Annotated in this window: 5 protein-coding genes; 1 reads left to right on the top strand and 4 read right to left on the bottom strand. The window is 69.3% G+C overall.

Annotated features, from left to right (window positions below; all coding sequences use genetic code 11):
* Window positions 1–8: 8 nt before the first annotated feature.
* The 3 genes from VGB75_16740 to VGB75_16750 all read right to left on the bottom strand — a co-directional run bounded on the left by VGB75_16740 (window position 9) and on the right by VGB75_16750 (window position 14,411).
* Window positions 9–1,802: a tryptophan 7-halogenase gene (locus tag VGB75_16740; GenBank protein ID HEY0168695.1), complete on the bottom strand. Its 1,794-nt coding sequence runs from the start codon at window positions 1,800–1,802 to the stop codon at window positions 9–11.
* Window positions 1,803–1,866: 64 nt separating this feature from the next.
* Window positions 1,867–8,319: a thioester reductase domain-containing protein gene (locus VGB75_16745; protein HEY0168696.1), complete on the bottom strand. Its 6,453-nt coding sequence runs from the start codon at window positions 8,317–8,319 to the stop codon at window positions 1,867–1,869.
* Window positions 8,319–14,411, bottom strand: a complete 6,093-nt coding sequence (locus VGB75_16750) for a beta-ketoacyl synthase N-terminal-like domain-containing protein (GenBank protein HEY0168697.1) — start codon at window positions 14,409–14,411, stop codon at window positions 8,319–8,321. Before VGB75_16750 ends, VGB75_16745 begins: the two co-directional genes overlap by 1 nt.
* A 290-nt stretch (window positions 14,412–14,701) precedes the next feature.
* Here VGB75_16750 and VGB75_16755 point away from each other — a divergent pair, with 290 nt between their 5' ends.
* A complete protein-coding gene (locus VGB75_16755) occupies window positions 14,702–15,421 on the top strand; it encodes an alpha/beta fold hydrolase (protein HEY0168698.1) in 720 nt (239 codons plus the stop codon).
* Here VGB75_16755 and VGB75_16760 read toward each other — a convergent pair.
* Window positions 15,390–16,124 carry a TetR family transcriptional regulator gene (locus VGB75_16760; GenBank protein HEY0168699.1) on the bottom strand — a complete coding sequence of 245 codons (735 nt, stop codon included), beginning with the start codon at window positions 16,122–16,124 and terminating at the stop codon, window positions 15,390–15,392. The two genes, VGB75_16755 and VGB75_16760, sit on opposite strands and share 32 nt — an antisense overlap.
* Window positions 16,125–16,257: the final 133 nt, after the last annotated feature.

The raw sequence follows: 16,257 nt of genomic DNA on the forward strand, positions 1-16,257 counted from the left end.
AGTCGGGGTTAGCGGGGGGCCGGGACACGGAGTCTGCGCCCGATGAGGGGCTGCTCGGCAGCCCAGTGCTTGGCTTCGGCTCCGAGGTTGAACTCATCACGGGAGAGCCGCTTCTTGATGAACAGGGTCAAGCCGTCATAGACCAGGTCGCCGATCGGGTCAGGCGCCTCGGTCTTGGCCCACTTGAGGGTCTTGAGGACCTTGGGGAACGTCGCGTTGAACCAGCGGTTCTCCGGGTTGGCCAGGCCGAACGCCGGCGGGATGAAGTCGGCTGCCTTGAGTTCGGCCATGATCGCCTGGGACGCCAGGTGGGGCGGGGTGCTGCCGGCGGCCACCGCCCGGCACTGCAGGCTGACGTTTCGCATCAACCGGCGTGCCGGCTCGTAGTTGGGCAGCGAGCCGTTCGGGGCCAGCGTCTCCAGGTGCGCCAGGTCCTTGGTGTCGTGAGAGTCCAGGAACCTCGCGTAGGCCCGGTTGATCTCGAAGGTGGCCAGCACCTGGCCGGCCGACCAGACCCGGAACCACGCGTCCCACAGGTTGTAGTCGCTGAACGAGGTGTAAGCGTTGGCGACCAGGTCGTCGTTGAAGTCCAGTTGGCTCTGCTCCAGGTGCTGGACGTACTCGAAACGGGCCGGGTCGAAGTCGTCGTCACGCAGCGCGTCGAGCAGCCGGAAGCCGAGAGCGTTGATGATCTCGAAGGTGTTGGACAGGCCGCGGGAGAACAGCGCGTCGACGAAGCCGGCGGCGTGCGAGGTCATGCACCAGCGGTAGCCGACGGTCTGCTTGGAGGAGTACTGCAAGCGTCCGGTGGACACCCAGTCGCGCACCGGCTTGGCCTTGGCGAACTGCGCGCGGATGTCGGGGAACCGGTCGATGAAGGACTGGAACTCCTCGGTGGGGCTGCAGTCGGGCTTGGGGTGGATCCGCGGGTCCAGGTTCAGTCCGACGCTGATCAGCGGGTTGGTGGCCCGGGCGTGGTTGTTGAACGGGATCACCCAGGCCCAGCCGCCCTTGAACAGGTGGTGCAGGGTTCCCTCGCTCCAGTTGGTCGGGTTGCCGTGCGCGTTGGGCGGGACGGTGTCCTCGTACGGGGTCACGTTGACCATGTGGGTGAACATGGAGCGGGAATGGTGGCGCAGCCGGGTCGGCTCCTCGCGCAGCCCGAACTTGGCGGCGATCGGCGATCGGAAGCCGGAAGCGTCGATCACGTACCGGGCCCGCCACTGCTTGCCGGTGCTGTCGCTGACCGTGACTCCGGCCTCGTCGATGTCGACGTCCTCGATCCGGACGTGCTGGCGGATGTGCGCGCCGTGCTTGACGGCCACCTGCAGCATCCACGCGTCGATGTCCTGGCGGAAGAAGTGGTTCTCGGTGTGGGTGATCTTCGGGATGGGGAACTCGTGGCACTCCTCGAAGCGCTGCGGTTGGCCCTCGCGGTGGTACAGGAAACCGAAGTTGCGCTTGACGCCCGAGGAGGAGTTGATGCGCTCCTGGACGTTGTCGAAGGTCGTCAGGTACTTGAGCTCGGGGATGTTGTAACGCTCGGCCACCAACCGCATCAGCATCGAGGTGTAGGGAATGGTCGACTCGCCGATGGCAAAGCGCGGATGTGACCCGGCGTCGAGGACGAGGACCTCCGCTCCGCCTTCGGCGAGCACGGCGGCCATGGCTGATCCGGCTAGGCCTGAGCCCAGCACGATGACGTCGATCTCGGGCCGGGGCCCGGCTGCTGCGGTCGTGCTCGGCGCGCTTTCGGTGCTCTCGGCGCGCTCGGTGCTCTCGGTGCTCTCGTGCTCGCTCATGAAGGGCTCCACTCTGATTTCTCGACTCGAATGTCGAGGGGGATGTTCGGATTGGTCGTGGCCATCAGAGGCTCAGATAGCCGGTGGCGAGGAAATAGTCGAAATAGCGGTCCAGCAACGTTCGGTCCAGCGGCGGGCAGCTGACACCGGTGCCGGCCAGCGCGGCTGCTGTTCGGCCGGTGTCGTAGTCGACGGCCCGTTCGCCGCCGACGATCAGCTCTTGCACGGTGGGCATCACCGAGTGCAGGTCATTCGCCTCCACACCCTGGGTGTCGAGCAGCCGTTCCCACCACTCGGCAGCCGGGATGGACTCGACCTTCCATCCCCGGTCACGGATGGTCTCGATCAGTTCCTCGAACGGCATGTGCACCGGGTTGACCAGGTGATAGGCCTGCCCAGCCGGCTCGTTCCCGGACCGCCCCTGCCCGGCGGCGATCGACACCAGCGAGCGGGCCACGTAGTCGACCGGAGTCATCTCGATGCTGATGTCCAGGTCCGGCGCCACCCCCAACTGGATACAGCTCTTGATCACCCGACAGGTGAAGTGCGTGGTCAGCGCCGCACCGGTCGTGGAATCCCCCAGCACCCGGCCAAGCCGGTACACCGACGCCGGGATGCCGCGCTCGGCGGCTTGACGCACGACATGCTCGGCGGCCCACTTGGTCTGCACATATCCGGTGATCAGCCGCCCGGCAGTCAGGATGTCCTCATCCTCGCTGACGTGATCCCTGCCTTCGACCGGCATCCCCCATATTCCGTAGGTCGAGACATGGTGCATCGGAACGCCCGACTCGGCGCAGAGCCGGAGCAGCTCGATGGTGCCGTTGACATTGGCCGGCGCCAGCTGCTCATAGGTGTGGGCGAAGTTCACCCAGGCCCCGTTGTGCACGACAGAATCGACCTCAGCCAGCAACTTCTCGCGAACGCCCGCCGCCAGCCCCAGGCCGGCCGCCGCCAAGTCGCCCGCGACGATCCGGATCCGGTTGACATCGAGTTCCTCGACGCTGAAGTAGTTGCCGGCGTTGGCCAGGATGCGCTCCATCGCCGCTTCGTCGTCCACCGTGCGCACCAGGCAGTCGACGACTCGCTCGCTGTCCTGGGCCAGTAGCTCACGCAAGAGGTAAGCGCCGACGAACCCGGTCGCGCCGGTGAGCAGCACTCGCCGGCCAAGGCCGGCACGGGCCGGCGCGGCCAGCTCGATGTCGGCAGGCAACTGGCTTCGCGCACTGAGGTTCTCGGCCAGCTCGGCAGTGTCGCCAGACTCGGTGGCACTCCCGCCCGACCCGGAGTCATCGACCATGGACAGCAGGAACTCCGCCCACTCACCGAGTGTGCTGCGTTCGAAGAAGGCGGCCGGTGTGACGCTGAGCCCCAACTGGCGGCGGCAGCCCCCGGTCACCTCCATGACCATCACAGAGTCCAGGCCCAGGGCGAAGACGTCGGTGTCGGCGCTGATCGAACTCGGCGCGACGCCGAGCACCCCGGCGGCGATCGCGCCCACCAGCTCGGTCATGGCCGCCAGCTGCGCATCGCGCCCACCCTCCTGGCCGGCCGCCAACACCGCCGCCAGCCCGCTGGAGGCGCCCTCGTCGATGACCTCGTCCACGACGATGTCGGCGAGAATCGGCCGTGGTCCGCGGGCCTCCATCACCGGCCGGTAACGCGACCAGTCAGCGGCGCAGACGATCTGATGCGACCTGCCGGAGGCCACCGCCTCCCCGAGCAGGTTCAGGCATTGATCGGCGGCCAGCTCTCGCAATCCGACGGACTCGAGGAAGTCCAGCACGTCCTGCCCGAACAGGCTGGAGGGCAACTGCCAGGGTCCCCATGCCACGGCGGTGACCGGTAGCCCCTCGGCCGCCCGGGTGTCGGCCAAGGCGTCGAGGAAGGCGTTGCCGGCTGCGTAGCTGGCCAGGTGTTGCGATCCCCAGCTCGAGGCGATCGAAGAGAACAGCACGAACAGGTCCAGGTCCAGGCCACGGGTGGCCTCGTGCAGTGCCCAGGCGCCAAGCACCTTGGGCGCCCAGACCCGCCGGTAGGTCTGCTCGTCGGCATCGACCACGAACTGGGGTTCAGACACCCCGGCCGCGTGGATCACCCCGCGCAACGGCAGCAGCGGATCAGCAGCCAGTCGCCCGACGAGCTTGGCGGTGGCGGCCTCGTCGGTGACGTCCACCGCTTCGATCACCACGTCGACACCCTGCGCCCGCAGCCGGCGCACCGTGACCCAGCGGTCAGCGGCCGCCTCGGCGCTGAACTCCTGCGGCTCAGGGTTCCGGCTGGTCAGCACCAGTCGGGACACCCCCCGATGTGAACACCATTCGGTCAGCGCCAGGCCGATGCCACCGAGGCCTCCGGTGATCAGCACCGTTCCCGCGGCGCTGAGCAGCGGACGGCCCTTCGGGACCGAGACGGCTTCGGCCGCCCTGACCCGAGCGCCGAATCGACGCTGGCCACGCTGGGCCTGCTGATCGTCGGTCGCGCTGCTCAACAGCGCCTGCCCGATCGTCACTGCCGCCTTGGCACAGCTGGCAGCGTCGCTGAGGTCGACCTCGGGGTCGATGTCGACCAGGCCGCCCCAGTTCGCGAAATGCTCCACGGCCAGCACCCGGCCCAGCCCCCACAGCGGGGCGCCGGCGGGGCCGGTGATCCGCTGCTGCTCGTCGGTCCGGACCGCGCCGTGGGTGACGATGCTCAACCGGGACCGCGACTCGTCCTGCCGGGACAGGCAACGCATCACCAGCAACACCAACTGCTCGAAGGCGAATGCCTGCTCTGCCAGCACGGCCGCGGTGGTGTCGGCGGCGCTCGGCAGCGCGGCGGCGTCGAGCAGGACGATCCGCCCGCCCACTGGCAGGTCATCGCTGTCAAGCCGCTCGCGCAGTCGATCGGTGCTGATCGGCTCCACCACTGCGCCCTCGTCAGTGAGGGCGTCGGTGAGAACGCTGGCGAGCACGGCAGGTCCTCCGACCAGCAGCACGTGCCCGGCTGTCACCCCACCTGCCGACGCCGACGGTTGGGCGACCGGTGACAGTTCCTGCCAGGCGTGGACGAGCACCAAATCCTGCTTGCGGTACCACGGCGCCCTGAGTGATCCGGCCGGGGCCTGCGCCTTCAGGCCGGTGAGGTGTCCGACCACCACCCCTTCTGAGTCCAGCAACCAGCAGTCCAGGCTGCTGGAGTCGGCGCGCCGCTGGAGGGCCAGCGACACCACGGTCTCCAGCGCACCGGCCTTGACCTGCTCCAGGCTGGTGAACACGCCCGCCCCGGCAGCCTGCTGGCAGGCGCGCAGAACGCTGACCAGCTGGGAGCCTCCGGCGATCTCGTCCTCAGCCGGTTCCTGCAGAGCGAGCAGTTCGGCATCGGCGTCCCAGCCGCCGGGTGCGCCACTGCTGTCGGGATCCGACACGCTGATGCCCACCGTGGCGACCAGGTGCCACTGGGCGTCGGCCGCCGCCTGTTCGACCGAGGCGCTTCTGATCACGATCCGGCGCCGGCTGCCCTCGGACTCCACCGAGGTCTGGATCAGGGCCGGATAGGCGGCGGCGGCGGCCGGGGCCAGGTGCGACTCGACCTGCTCGAAGTCGATTCGACCACCCACCAGCAATCCTGCGCTGGCGGCCGCCCGGGCCGCGCGGGCCAGCACCCAACCGAGCTTGTCCTCCTCGGCCAGCGGCGCGTCCAGGCTGTCCTGCCAGGTGGGGGTGGCCGAGTTCAGCCGTTGACCGAGGCCGTCCTCACGCGGACCGGCGCCGGCCGGGGTGTCGCTGGGCTTGAACCAGTACCGCTCACGTTCCCAGGGGTAGGTCGGCAGGCTGGCGTGGCGGACGGCGATGTCGGCGTGCACCGGCGCCCAGTCCAGGCTCAGTCCCCGCAGGCACAGCTCCGCCAGCGAGCCCATCGTCTCGGTCCGGTCATCGGCGCCCCGGCGCAGTGGCGCGGTCCACAGCTGGCTGTCGACCTGCTCAGCCGACAGGCAGCGCTGGCCCAGTGCGGTGAGCACCGGATGCGGTCCGACCTCGATGAAGATCCCGCAGCCGTCGGCGTCCAGGGTGCCCATGGCGTCGGCGAAGCGCACCGTGCCGCGGGCCTGTCCGATCCAGTATTCCGTTGTGCCGCAGCGCTCATCCCACCATTGACCGGTCACGCTCGAGACCAGCGGTCGTTGTGGCGCCCGCATCTTGATGCCGGCGATCTCGGTGCGGAACTGATCCAGCATGGGGTCCAGCAACGGTGAGTGGAAAGCATGCGAGACGGTCAGCGGCGCGACCTTGACGCCCGCCGCGGTCAATGCCTGGGCCAGCGTCGAGATCTGCTCCGCTGCGCCTGAGAGAACCAGGTCCGACGGGCTGTTGACCGCGGCGATGGACACGTTCGCAGGCAGCGCGCCGGCGACCTCGGCCACCCTCGCCTCGCTTGCCGACACCGCCAGCATCGCGCCGCCGGAGGGCAGCGCCGACATCAGCCGGCCCCGCGCGGCGACCAGGCGAGTGGCATCGGGCAGCGTCAGGACGCCGGCTACCGTGGCAGCCACGATCTCCCCGATCGAATGGCCGACCAGGGCAGCTGGCCGCAGCCCGACGCTGGTGAGCAGCATCGCCATGGCGTACTCGACGGTGAACAGGGCCGGCTGGGTGTAGGCGGTGTCATTGACGCGTCCGGTCTCGGCCCCCCAGATCACCTCTGCCAACGGCACGTCCAGGTGCTGATCGAACAACTGAGTGCACTCGCGAGCGGCGTCGGCGAAAGCGGGGACCGCCAACAGCCCGGCCGCCATCTGCGGGTACTGCGCGCCCTGGCCTGTGAACATCCATGCGCTGCGAAGCTGATGATGAGCAGCGCGCTCGACGATCCTGACCGCCTTGGTGGCTGTGCCGTCCAGGTAATCGCCGACGGCGGCGTTCAACTCGCCGACGCTGGCGCCGAGGAGCGCCACGCTGTGGCCCAACCGCGCGCGCCCGCTCTGGCTGGTCCAGCAGAGGTCGGCCACCGGGATGTCGGTGTCTGCCAGCAATGCGCGGTAGCGCTCGGCCAGCTTTCGCAAGGCGGCGGGGGTCCGCGCCGACAGCAGCAGGGCCTCAGCTCGCTCGGGGAGCTCGGGCCTAGCCTCACGTTCCGGCGCCTCGATCACGATGGTGTGGGCATTGGTGCCGCTGGCCCCGAAACTGTTGATCGCCGCGATCCGAGGACGCTGCGTCCTGCTCCAGTCCCGCACCGCGGTGGGGATCGTGACCGCGAGCCGGTCCCAATCCACTTTGGAGTTGCCGGATCTCAGGTGCAGGTTCGGCGGGATCTGGCCGTGCCTCAACGACAACAGCACCTTGGTCAGACCCGCGATGCCCGCGGCCGGCTCCAGATGGCCGATGTTGCTCTTGACAGAGCCTACGACGACCGGTGAATGCGCCGGCCGGTCGCCGTAGACGGCATTGATGGAACGCAACTCGATCGGGTCGCCGAGTGCGGTGCCGGTGCCGTGTGCCTCCACGTAGTCGATGTCCGACGGAGCCAGGCCGGCGTCGAGCAGCGCAGAGCGCATCAACTGCTGCTGCGACTCGGGATTGGGCACCGTCATGCCGCTACTGCGGCCGTCGTGATTGACCGAGGTCCCGGCGATCACGCCGTGGATGACCCTGCGTTCGGCTATGGCGTCACTGAGCCGCTGCAGCGCGATGATGGCTCCGCCCTCACCACGGGCATAGCCGTCCGCCGAGTCGTCGAAGGTCTTGCACCGCCCGTCGGCGGCCAGGGCCCGGAACTTGCTCATGAGGATGAACCCGTACGGGTCGAGCATCAGGTTCACCCCGCCGACCAGGGCCAGATTGGTCTCACCCAGGCGCAGCGAGCGGACGGCCTGATGCAGCGCCACCAGTGAGGAGGAGCAGGCGGTGTCCATGACGCAGCTGGGTCCCTGCAGACCCAGGGTGTAGGAGATCCGGCCGGCGATGAAGCTGGGCTCCCCGATCAGCTGGTAGGCGTCGACATCACGTGGGTCACCCAGACGCTGGCGCATCCGCACGTAGTCGGTGGTGCTGACGCCGATGAACACCCCGGTGGGGCTGTCGGTCAGTTGGTCCGGCGCGATCGCGGCGTCCTCGAGCGCTTCCCAGCACAGCTCCAGCGCCATCCGTTGCTGAGGATCCATGCCGATGGCTTCGCGTGGCGAGATGCCGAACACCGCGGGGTCGAATCCGTCGACCTGCTCGAGGAATCCGCCTCGCAGGACGTAGGCGGTGCCAGGGTGCTCGGGATCGGGATGAAGGTAACCGGTGGTGTCGGCGCGGTCGGTCGGGAACTCCGTGGTCGCGTCGACTCCGTCGCGCAGCAGTGGCCACCACGCCTCAGGGCTGCTCGCGCCACCGGGCATGCGCAGCGCTCGGCCGACGATCGCGATCGGCTCGGTGACGCGAGCTGGCTTGGCCTGGCGCGCGGTCACCAGCTGCTCCTGCAGCATGTTGATAGTGCGCAGCGCCTCGATCAGCTGGGCCCTGCCTGCTGAGGTGGGGGGATTGTCCATCATTACCATGGGGAAGTCTCCTGAAGCAGATTGCGAGCCGAGGCTGTGGCCTGTGAAAGCAGCGCCAGCAGCTCATCGTCGGTGGCCTCGTCAGCGGTGGTGTCCTCAGCGGCGCCAGCGTCGACGGCTGGCTGGCCAGGCCAGCCGAACGCAGCCGGCTTGGCGTCGCTGGCCGTCTCAAGGGCGGGCCCGTCTGGATCGGATTCCAGTAGCGCGGTCAGGTGCCTGGCCACCTTGCGAGGGGTCGGCAGCTCGAAGGTGAGGGTGACCGGCAGTTCGGTGTCGGTGTCGTTCTCCAGCCGGGTCTTCAGCGACACCGCCATGATCGAGTCCATCCCGAGGTCGAAGAACCCGTTGTCGGGGTCGACCTCTCGGGCGTTGAGCCCCAACACCGCGGCGGTTGCCGTGAGCACAAGGTCCAGCAACCGATCCGAACGTCGGGCCGGGTCCAGCGCACGCAGCTCCTTGAGCACGGCGCTTTGCCTGTCCTCGCCGGCGACGGCGGTGTCCAGCTCGTTCAGCAGCGCTCGCGGAGCTAGCCGCTGGCAGACGCTGACGTAGCGTTCGACATCGACCACGCCCGCGCTTAGCTCGGTCCCGGCCGGCGCCGACACCGCAAAGTCCAGCACGTCCAGAACCTGCTGCGGACTGAGCTGCCCGATGCCGCTGTCGGCTTGAAGCACCGAGGCGCCAGCAGCAGCGTGCGGGTGCTCGCGTGGCAGCAGGGACAGCACCCGCGCGGCGTGGCGCAGTGCCGGGTGCTGCCACAGCACGGCGCGCTCGCGGGCTCGGCGTGCGCCGGACTCCGCTGCCCCGAGCGCTCCCCAGTCACCGGCGGCGTCGGTGAGCAACAGCACCAGAGCAGGCACGCCGGCGGGTGTGCCGCCTGAGTTCGCTGCCGCTGCGACGGCCGGCGCATCGAGGCCGAGCCGGCCGATCGCGGCGGCCAGCAACTCCCCCGCGGCATGGTCATCGTGCTCGGTGGGCTCGCAGTCGCGCACCATGACCGGCGGGTCCTGGTGCTCGGCGCAGTACACCAGGCCACCCAACGTGCCGGCGGCTGCCGACTCGCCAAGCCGGTCCAGCCAGCTGCCCTCGTCGGCGAACTGCTCGACGGCCAGGGTGCTGTCGGCCAGCTCGCCGGTGGTCGCCGACTCGTCCAGATGCACCAGCGCGCCAGCGGCGCCCTTGTCAGCCAACCAGCGCAGGACCGGTCGCACCGTTGACATGTCCGGGCCGTGCACGGCGAAGCGCAGGTCGGGGTCGAAGTCCTGCCGCTTCGGGTCGGGAGCGTCGAGTTGGCGGCGAATGCGGCGGACGTGGCAGCGAGCGCCGTCCAGGTGCAACTGGTCGCCGGCCTGCTCGCTGAGCAGGGCAGTGGCCACCGTCGCCGCGTCGGCTGTCGCGATGGGCTCGGCCAGGTCGATCAACCGGCCCCAGCGTCGGGAGAGCTCGGTGGCCAGCACCGCTCCGACTGCCCACGCCGCGGCCTGTTCCGGGCGTGGCGCGGTCTCCGGGTCGATCGGGTGCGCTGCCCGAGTAAGCAGGTGCGCCGTGCCGAGCGAGCCGGGAAAGCGCTGCACTGCCTGACCGAAACGGATCGTCAGCAGTTCTGCGTCGGCGCGCTCGGCGACCATCAGCACCGCGTTGACGGCGCCTTCGGCGGCCGCGGCGGCCAGCGCCGAGGTCCAGTGCGCCGGATCAGGATCAGGTATGCCGGCGAGCTGGACTTGCTGGCCGCGAGATTCCAGCTGAGCAGCCAAGCCTTGGGCCAGCGGCGCCTGCGGGTCGGCGAAGATCAGCCAGCGGCCGCCGGCCGCGCGTGTCGATGCCGCGAGCTCGACCGGTCGCCACTCGTGGCTGAACAGCAATCGCCGCACCGGGTCCAGCCGGTCATCCAGCCGGTCATCCAGCCGGTCCGACCCGGCGACGCCTGCCTCCTGACCGTCCTCGCCCGGCGTGCCCGTCGAAACCACCGACGGCGCGACCTGGTCCACGGCGCTGGAGGTGAACCAGAAGTCGCGCCGTTGCCACGGATAGGCTGGCAGCCAGATCCGGCGGCCGGTCTCGGCTATGGCCCCGCGCCAGCTGGTCGGGTATCCGGCTATGAAGCTGTGCGCCTGCAACCACAGCCAGCCAGCTGTCGCGACGCAGGACGGCACGACATCGATGACCACGCTGCCGTCCCGATCCTCGCCCGGCGCCGCCTGCTCGGCTTGGAGATCCTCAGCCTGGCTGGCGTGCAGTGCTCGCTCGACAGCGACGCCGAGGGAGATCTCACCCCGCGCCCAGGCCGCGGCCTGCGCGCCCACTCCCTCTCCGATCGCGAAGGACTGTCGCAGGCCAAGCCGCCGCCAGATCGACAACCAGCCGACCTGAGCGCGCAACGTCGCCACTCGTCGCCGCTGGGTGCTGGACAGGTTCGAGAGCAGCTTGCGGGTGAGGCTGTCGATCTCGGCGGCCGCCTCGTTGCCGGCCAGCCGCAGTTCGTCAGGCAGGTACGCCCAACCCGCTTGCAAGTAGGCCTCGGCGCCGAACTGGTAGCAGATGCCGGACGGTTCGGTGACAGCCCGGCCACCTAGGACGACATCGGGGTTCGGACGGTCAGCGGCGATGTCCAGCAGGGCCTGCCGGGCGCCTGCCGAGTTCTCGGCCAGGACCACGGCCCGGTGGCGGTAAGTGCTGCGACGCCGCGCCAGCGTGTAGGCCAGATCCTCCAGGGAGGCGCCCTCCGCGAGCACCGTGACGAGCTGCGCGGCGTGTTGCCGCAGCGCGGCCGGACTGTCGGCAGACAGCACCAGGACGGCCTCGGAGTCAGCGCTGGTGGGCAGGCCGGTCACCGCTGATGGGACCGGTGACTGGCCGAGGACGACGTGGGCGTTGCTGCCGGTGAAGCCGAACGCGCTGATTCCGGCGAACCGTTCTTGCCGACGGGGCCAGGCGGTGCCCCGGTCGGCGAGCCGGATCCCCAGCTCCTGCCAGGGAACCCTGCTGGTGCGCGCGCCGGTGAGCTGGTGCGGTGGGATCTCCTCGCGGTGGATCGAGAGCGCCGCCTTGATCAGGCCGACCAGGCCGGCCGCCGCCTCCAGATGGCCGATCAGCGACTTCACCGATCCCACGTAGACCGCGCTGGCAGGATCTCCACGCAGCGCCTTGCTCAGCGCCTGCAGTTCGATGGGGTCACCGAGCGGGGTGCCCGTGCCGTGCGCTTCGACGTATCCGACGTCAGAAGGACGCACCCGGGCCGAGGCGAGCGCGGCGGTCACCACCGCGGTCTGGGCCGCCGCGTTGGGCACCGTGAAGCCGCCGCTGGCCCCGTCGGAGTTCAGGGCGCTGCCCAGCACGGTGGCATAGATCTGATCGCCGTCGGCGAGCGCTTGGTCCAGTCGCTTCAGAACGATGACACCAGCGCCTTCGCCCCGGCCGTAGCCGTCGGCGGCTTCGGAGAAGGTCTTGCAGTGCCCGTCGGCGGCAAGCGCCCCGCCGCGCGCCATGGAGATGGAGACCGTCGGGCCGCTGATGACGTTCACGCCTCCGACGACCGCGGCGTCGCAGTCGCCGGAGCGCAACGCCTGACTGGCCAGGTGAACGGCCGTCAGCGACGACGAGCACGCGGTGTCCACGCTCAGGCACGGGCCTCCCAGGTTGAGCGCGTAGGCAAGCCGTCCGGGTGTGCCGGCGAAGCTGTTGCCGGTGCCGAAGTAGACGTCCACGTCGGACTGCGCGCGGGTCAGCCGCTGCTGGTAGTCGGTGGTGTTCATCCCGACGTACACACCGGTCCTGGCGGTGATCTCAGCGCCGACCACGATGCCCGCGTCGGCCAGCGCCTCTGATGCCACCTCGAGGAACAGCCGCTGCTGCGGATCGATCCGCTCCGCCTCCATCGGGGAGATCTTGAAGTAGCCGGCGTCGAATCCCTCGACATTATCGAGGTAACCGCCTCTGCTGGGCACCTCGGCTGCCACCGTGCTCCAGCCATCACGCTCGCGGCGATGGGCTGGGATCTCTCGCACCTGCACAGCGCCGTCACAGACAAGCTGCCAGAACTCCTCGATGGTGCTGGCCCCTGGCACCCGGCACGCCATCCCCACGATCGCCAGCGATCCAGGGTGCTCGACCCGGGGCAGGACGGTCGAAGCCGAATCGGCGACCGGCGCCGGCGCGGCGGGCTGTTCCACACGAGCCGGCGCCGCGGCTGGGAGCGAAGCCGCGACACCGGCGGCACGTGCGGTGTGAGCGCTGTCGGCGCGGGCGCTTGGCGCGCTGCCGGCATGGGCGCTGTCAGCGGGAGTGCTGCTGGCGGCGGCATCCGACGCGCCGGCGGTGCTCAGGCCCGCGAAGTGGTTGATGAGGTCCTCAACCCGCGGGCAGAGGTACACCAGCGTTGGATCCTTGGGCGTGCCGAAGGTGGAGGACAGCAGGGTCGCCAACTCGACTGCCGTGATAGAGGTGAGGCCCTGGTCCAGCAGCGGCCGCTGAGCCGGCACCGGCTTGGAGTCGCTCAGGCCGAGCACCTGTCGAACCGCCGCATGCACCCCCTCTCGAATGCCGGCGAGGTCGGCCGCGGGCGCCGTCGCGACGCTCATCACCGCGGAGTCGCTGGTCGCCGGCTGACCGGCCGCGGGCGCCGTCGCGGCGACCCGAGGCTGGGGTGGCGCAGCGCGCTTGATCTCGGCCACCGGCGCCGGGGTCACCGCCGAAGGGCCGCCGGAGCTGCCCTGCTCGCCGGGCTCGACGCCGGCCAACCAGTGCGCGTCACCGGACCAGCTCCACGGCTGAGGCCTGGCGCCGCCGGTCGCGGCCGGCGTGGTGATCGGAGGCTGGCTGATCACGACGTGCACGTTGGTTCCGCTGAGCCCGAAAGCGCTCACCCCGGCACGGCGGGGCCGGTCATCGGCGGTTGCCAGCCGGGTCGCCTCGGTGGCTATCCGAAGCCCGCCACCTGCCCAGTTGAAGTGCGGAGTGAGCTCGTCCAAAGGCGGCTGCGGCGGCACCAGGCCGTCTTTCACCACCGTGATCGCCTTGAGCAGGCCGAGGATTCCGGCGGCGGAGTCCAGATGACCGAAGACGGCCTTGTGCGAGCCCACCAGCAGTGGGTCGGCCGCCGAGGCCCTGCGACCGAAAACCTCGTCCAGGGCGGCCAGTTCAATGGGGTCCCCGAGCGGTGTGCCGGTGGCGTGCGCCTCGAGGTACCCGATCTCCTCCGGCTCGACCCCGGCGGCACGCAACGCCTGCCGGACCAGCCGAGCCTGAGCGGCCGCGTTCGGAACGGTCAGACCGGCGCTGTGGCCGTCGTGGTTCACAGCGCTGCCGTTGATGACGGCCACGATGTCATCGCCGTCGCGCTCGGCGTCAGCGAGCCGCTTGAGCAGCACCAGCGCGCAACCCTCGCCTCGCACCACTCCATCGGCACTGGCGCTGAACGGGGCGGAGCGGCCGGTGGGTGACACCGCGCCGACCTGAGACATGAACACGGTGAGTTCCGGCGTCACCAGCAGGTTGACACCACCGGCCAGGGCAGCGTCGCACTCGCCGGCGCGCAGGCTCTGGCAGGCCAGGTGCACCGCGAGCAATGAGGACGAGCAAGCCGTCGTGACGGTCATGACCGGGCCGTGCAGGTCGAAGCTGTAGGCGATCCGACCGGCGCCGAAGCTGAACTCCTTGCCGGTGGCGTAAAAAGGGTCGATGCCCGTGACGCCACGGGTCTTGCTGTGCAGGACGAGGTAGTCGCTGGCCAGCACCCCGGCGAACACGCCGGTGGAACTCCCGGCCCAGTGCTCCTGGGAGTGACCCGTCCCGGCCAGGGTCTCCCAGGCGACCTCCAGGAGCACCCGCTGCTGCGGATCCATCTCCCGTGCTTCCCTGGGTGAGATGCCGAAGAAGTCGGTGTCGAACCGCTGGATGTCGGAGAGAAAAGCCCCGACATGGCTACGGGTGGTCCCCTGCCGCCGCATCGTCTCGTCGTAGAACTGCGAGCCCCACCGATCTGCCGGAACCTCTTGCAGAACGGACTCCCCCTGGTGCAGCACCCGGCTCAGCCCGGCCAGGTCCCGGATACCTCCGGGTAGCCGGCAGCCCACACTCACGACAGCCACTGGCTCAGCGATGCTGGCTCCAGGGGTTGTCGATGCATTTGGCTCTGAACGCATGGAAATCCTTCCGGGGGGACTGGGAGGGTGTGAGGCCGCTGACTACGTGGAGCGAAGTCGGGTTCATCACACTATGACTTCCTCACCTGCTGAACTCTACGGTAGTTGAGTTTCCTGTCAACCCAAATACGCTGGATTGGGCAGATGGCAGGAAAGGCGCCAAGCTGACGCGGTTTGGCAAACCCCTTTGAGCGGCGGCACATCCGCCACCGCCATGGCCACGGAAGGTTGTCCAGATGACGGCTACGCCGCTGCGGATGGTGTGCTTTCCCCATGCCGGCGCCGGCATGATGACCTACTACCCGTGGCGCTCGGCGCTAGCCGGACGGATCGAGGTTCGCGTGGTCGAGTCGCCCGGCAGAGTGGGCCGACCCGATGACCCGCCGGCCGGCACGGTCGCCGAGCTGCTGTCCATCGTCGAGCAGCGCGCTCAGCCACTGCTACATCCGCCGTACGTGCTGTACGGGCACAGCCTGGGCGCCCTGCTCGCCTTCGAGACCGCTCGCCGGCTCAGCGCCCAGGGACGGGCGCCGGCCTTGCTGGTGGTGTCCGGGCGCAACGCGCCGACCGTCCCGGCAGCGATTGCCGAGATTCACAAACTGCCTGACGAGCAGTTCCTGCAAGCGGTTGATCAGCTGGACAGCTCCATGCCTGGCTTACGCAGCCAGCCCGAGCTGGCCCAGCTGTTTCTTCCCACACTGCGCTCTGATCTCACACTGGCCGAGACCTATGACTACCACGACGGCCCACCGCTGAGCTGCCCGATTCTCTCGATTCAGGGTGAGGATGACCCGGTGGTCAGCAGGCCAGGCGTCGCGGCCTGGGCCGCTCACACCACCGGCCGCTGCACCTTTCGATGGATGCCCGGCGAGCACCTGTTTCACCTCGCCGGCGGCGCGGGCTTTCTCACCCAGCTGTCCGAGCTTATGCGCGAGGCGCTTTCTTCACCGGCTTGATGACGTTGCTCGGCGCGGCCTGGATGTCAGAGACCGGCCGCTCCACCTTCGTGGGCCGGGTGAGCGGCACCGGCACGGCCAGCGGTTCGGTGAGATAACGCTGGATCGTCGGGCTCAGCAGTTCCACGATGCGCTCGGCGGGCAGGTGGGCGATCGGGCCGTAGGCCAGGACGTAGCGCAGGAAAGCGACGCCCACCAACTGCGCGCCGATGAGGGTGGCGCGCAGTTCGGCGTCTTCGCCTTTCAGCGCCTGCCCGATGCGGCCCAGAAGCTGCTGGGTCAAGAAGGTCCGCAGCAGCTGGGCCGCGTCCTCGTTCGACACCGCCGATCGCAGCACGGCGAGCAACTGCTGGTCGGTGGTCGGCTCTTCCCACTTGCTGAGGAAGGTCCGCACCAACCGCTCCCCCATGCCTTCGACGTCGGCCTGCAACACCGGCGGCAGCATCTCGTCGGGAGAGAAGGTGTCTTCGATGGCGGCGGCGAACACGCCCTCCTTCGACGCGAAGAAGTGGTGGATCAACGCTCCGTCCACGCCTGCTTCAAGAGCGATCGCGCGGATCGTCGCCCCGGCGTAACCCCGTTCGGCGAACAGCTTGCGAGCAGCTTCGAGGATGTCATCGCGGGTGCCGCTGCCACCGGGCCGCCGCCCGGTGCGGTTGGAGCGCTGAGAACCTCCCGCGGCGGAGCCCGATGGCGCGACCATGGCGATGACCCTTCCTCGAAGCAGATGTGCCGTCACGGACTAGCCGGGCGCCGTTCTGTCACTCGCTTCCGCAGGAAGCTCATGCTCCGACCGGATGTCTGCAAGTGATGAATATACAACAGGTGGCCCGCGC

This window comes from Jatrophihabitans sp., from assembly GCA_036399055.1.
Lineage (GTDB): Bacteria > Actinomycetota > Actinomycetes > Mycobacteriales > Jatrophihabitantaceae > Jatrophihabitans_A.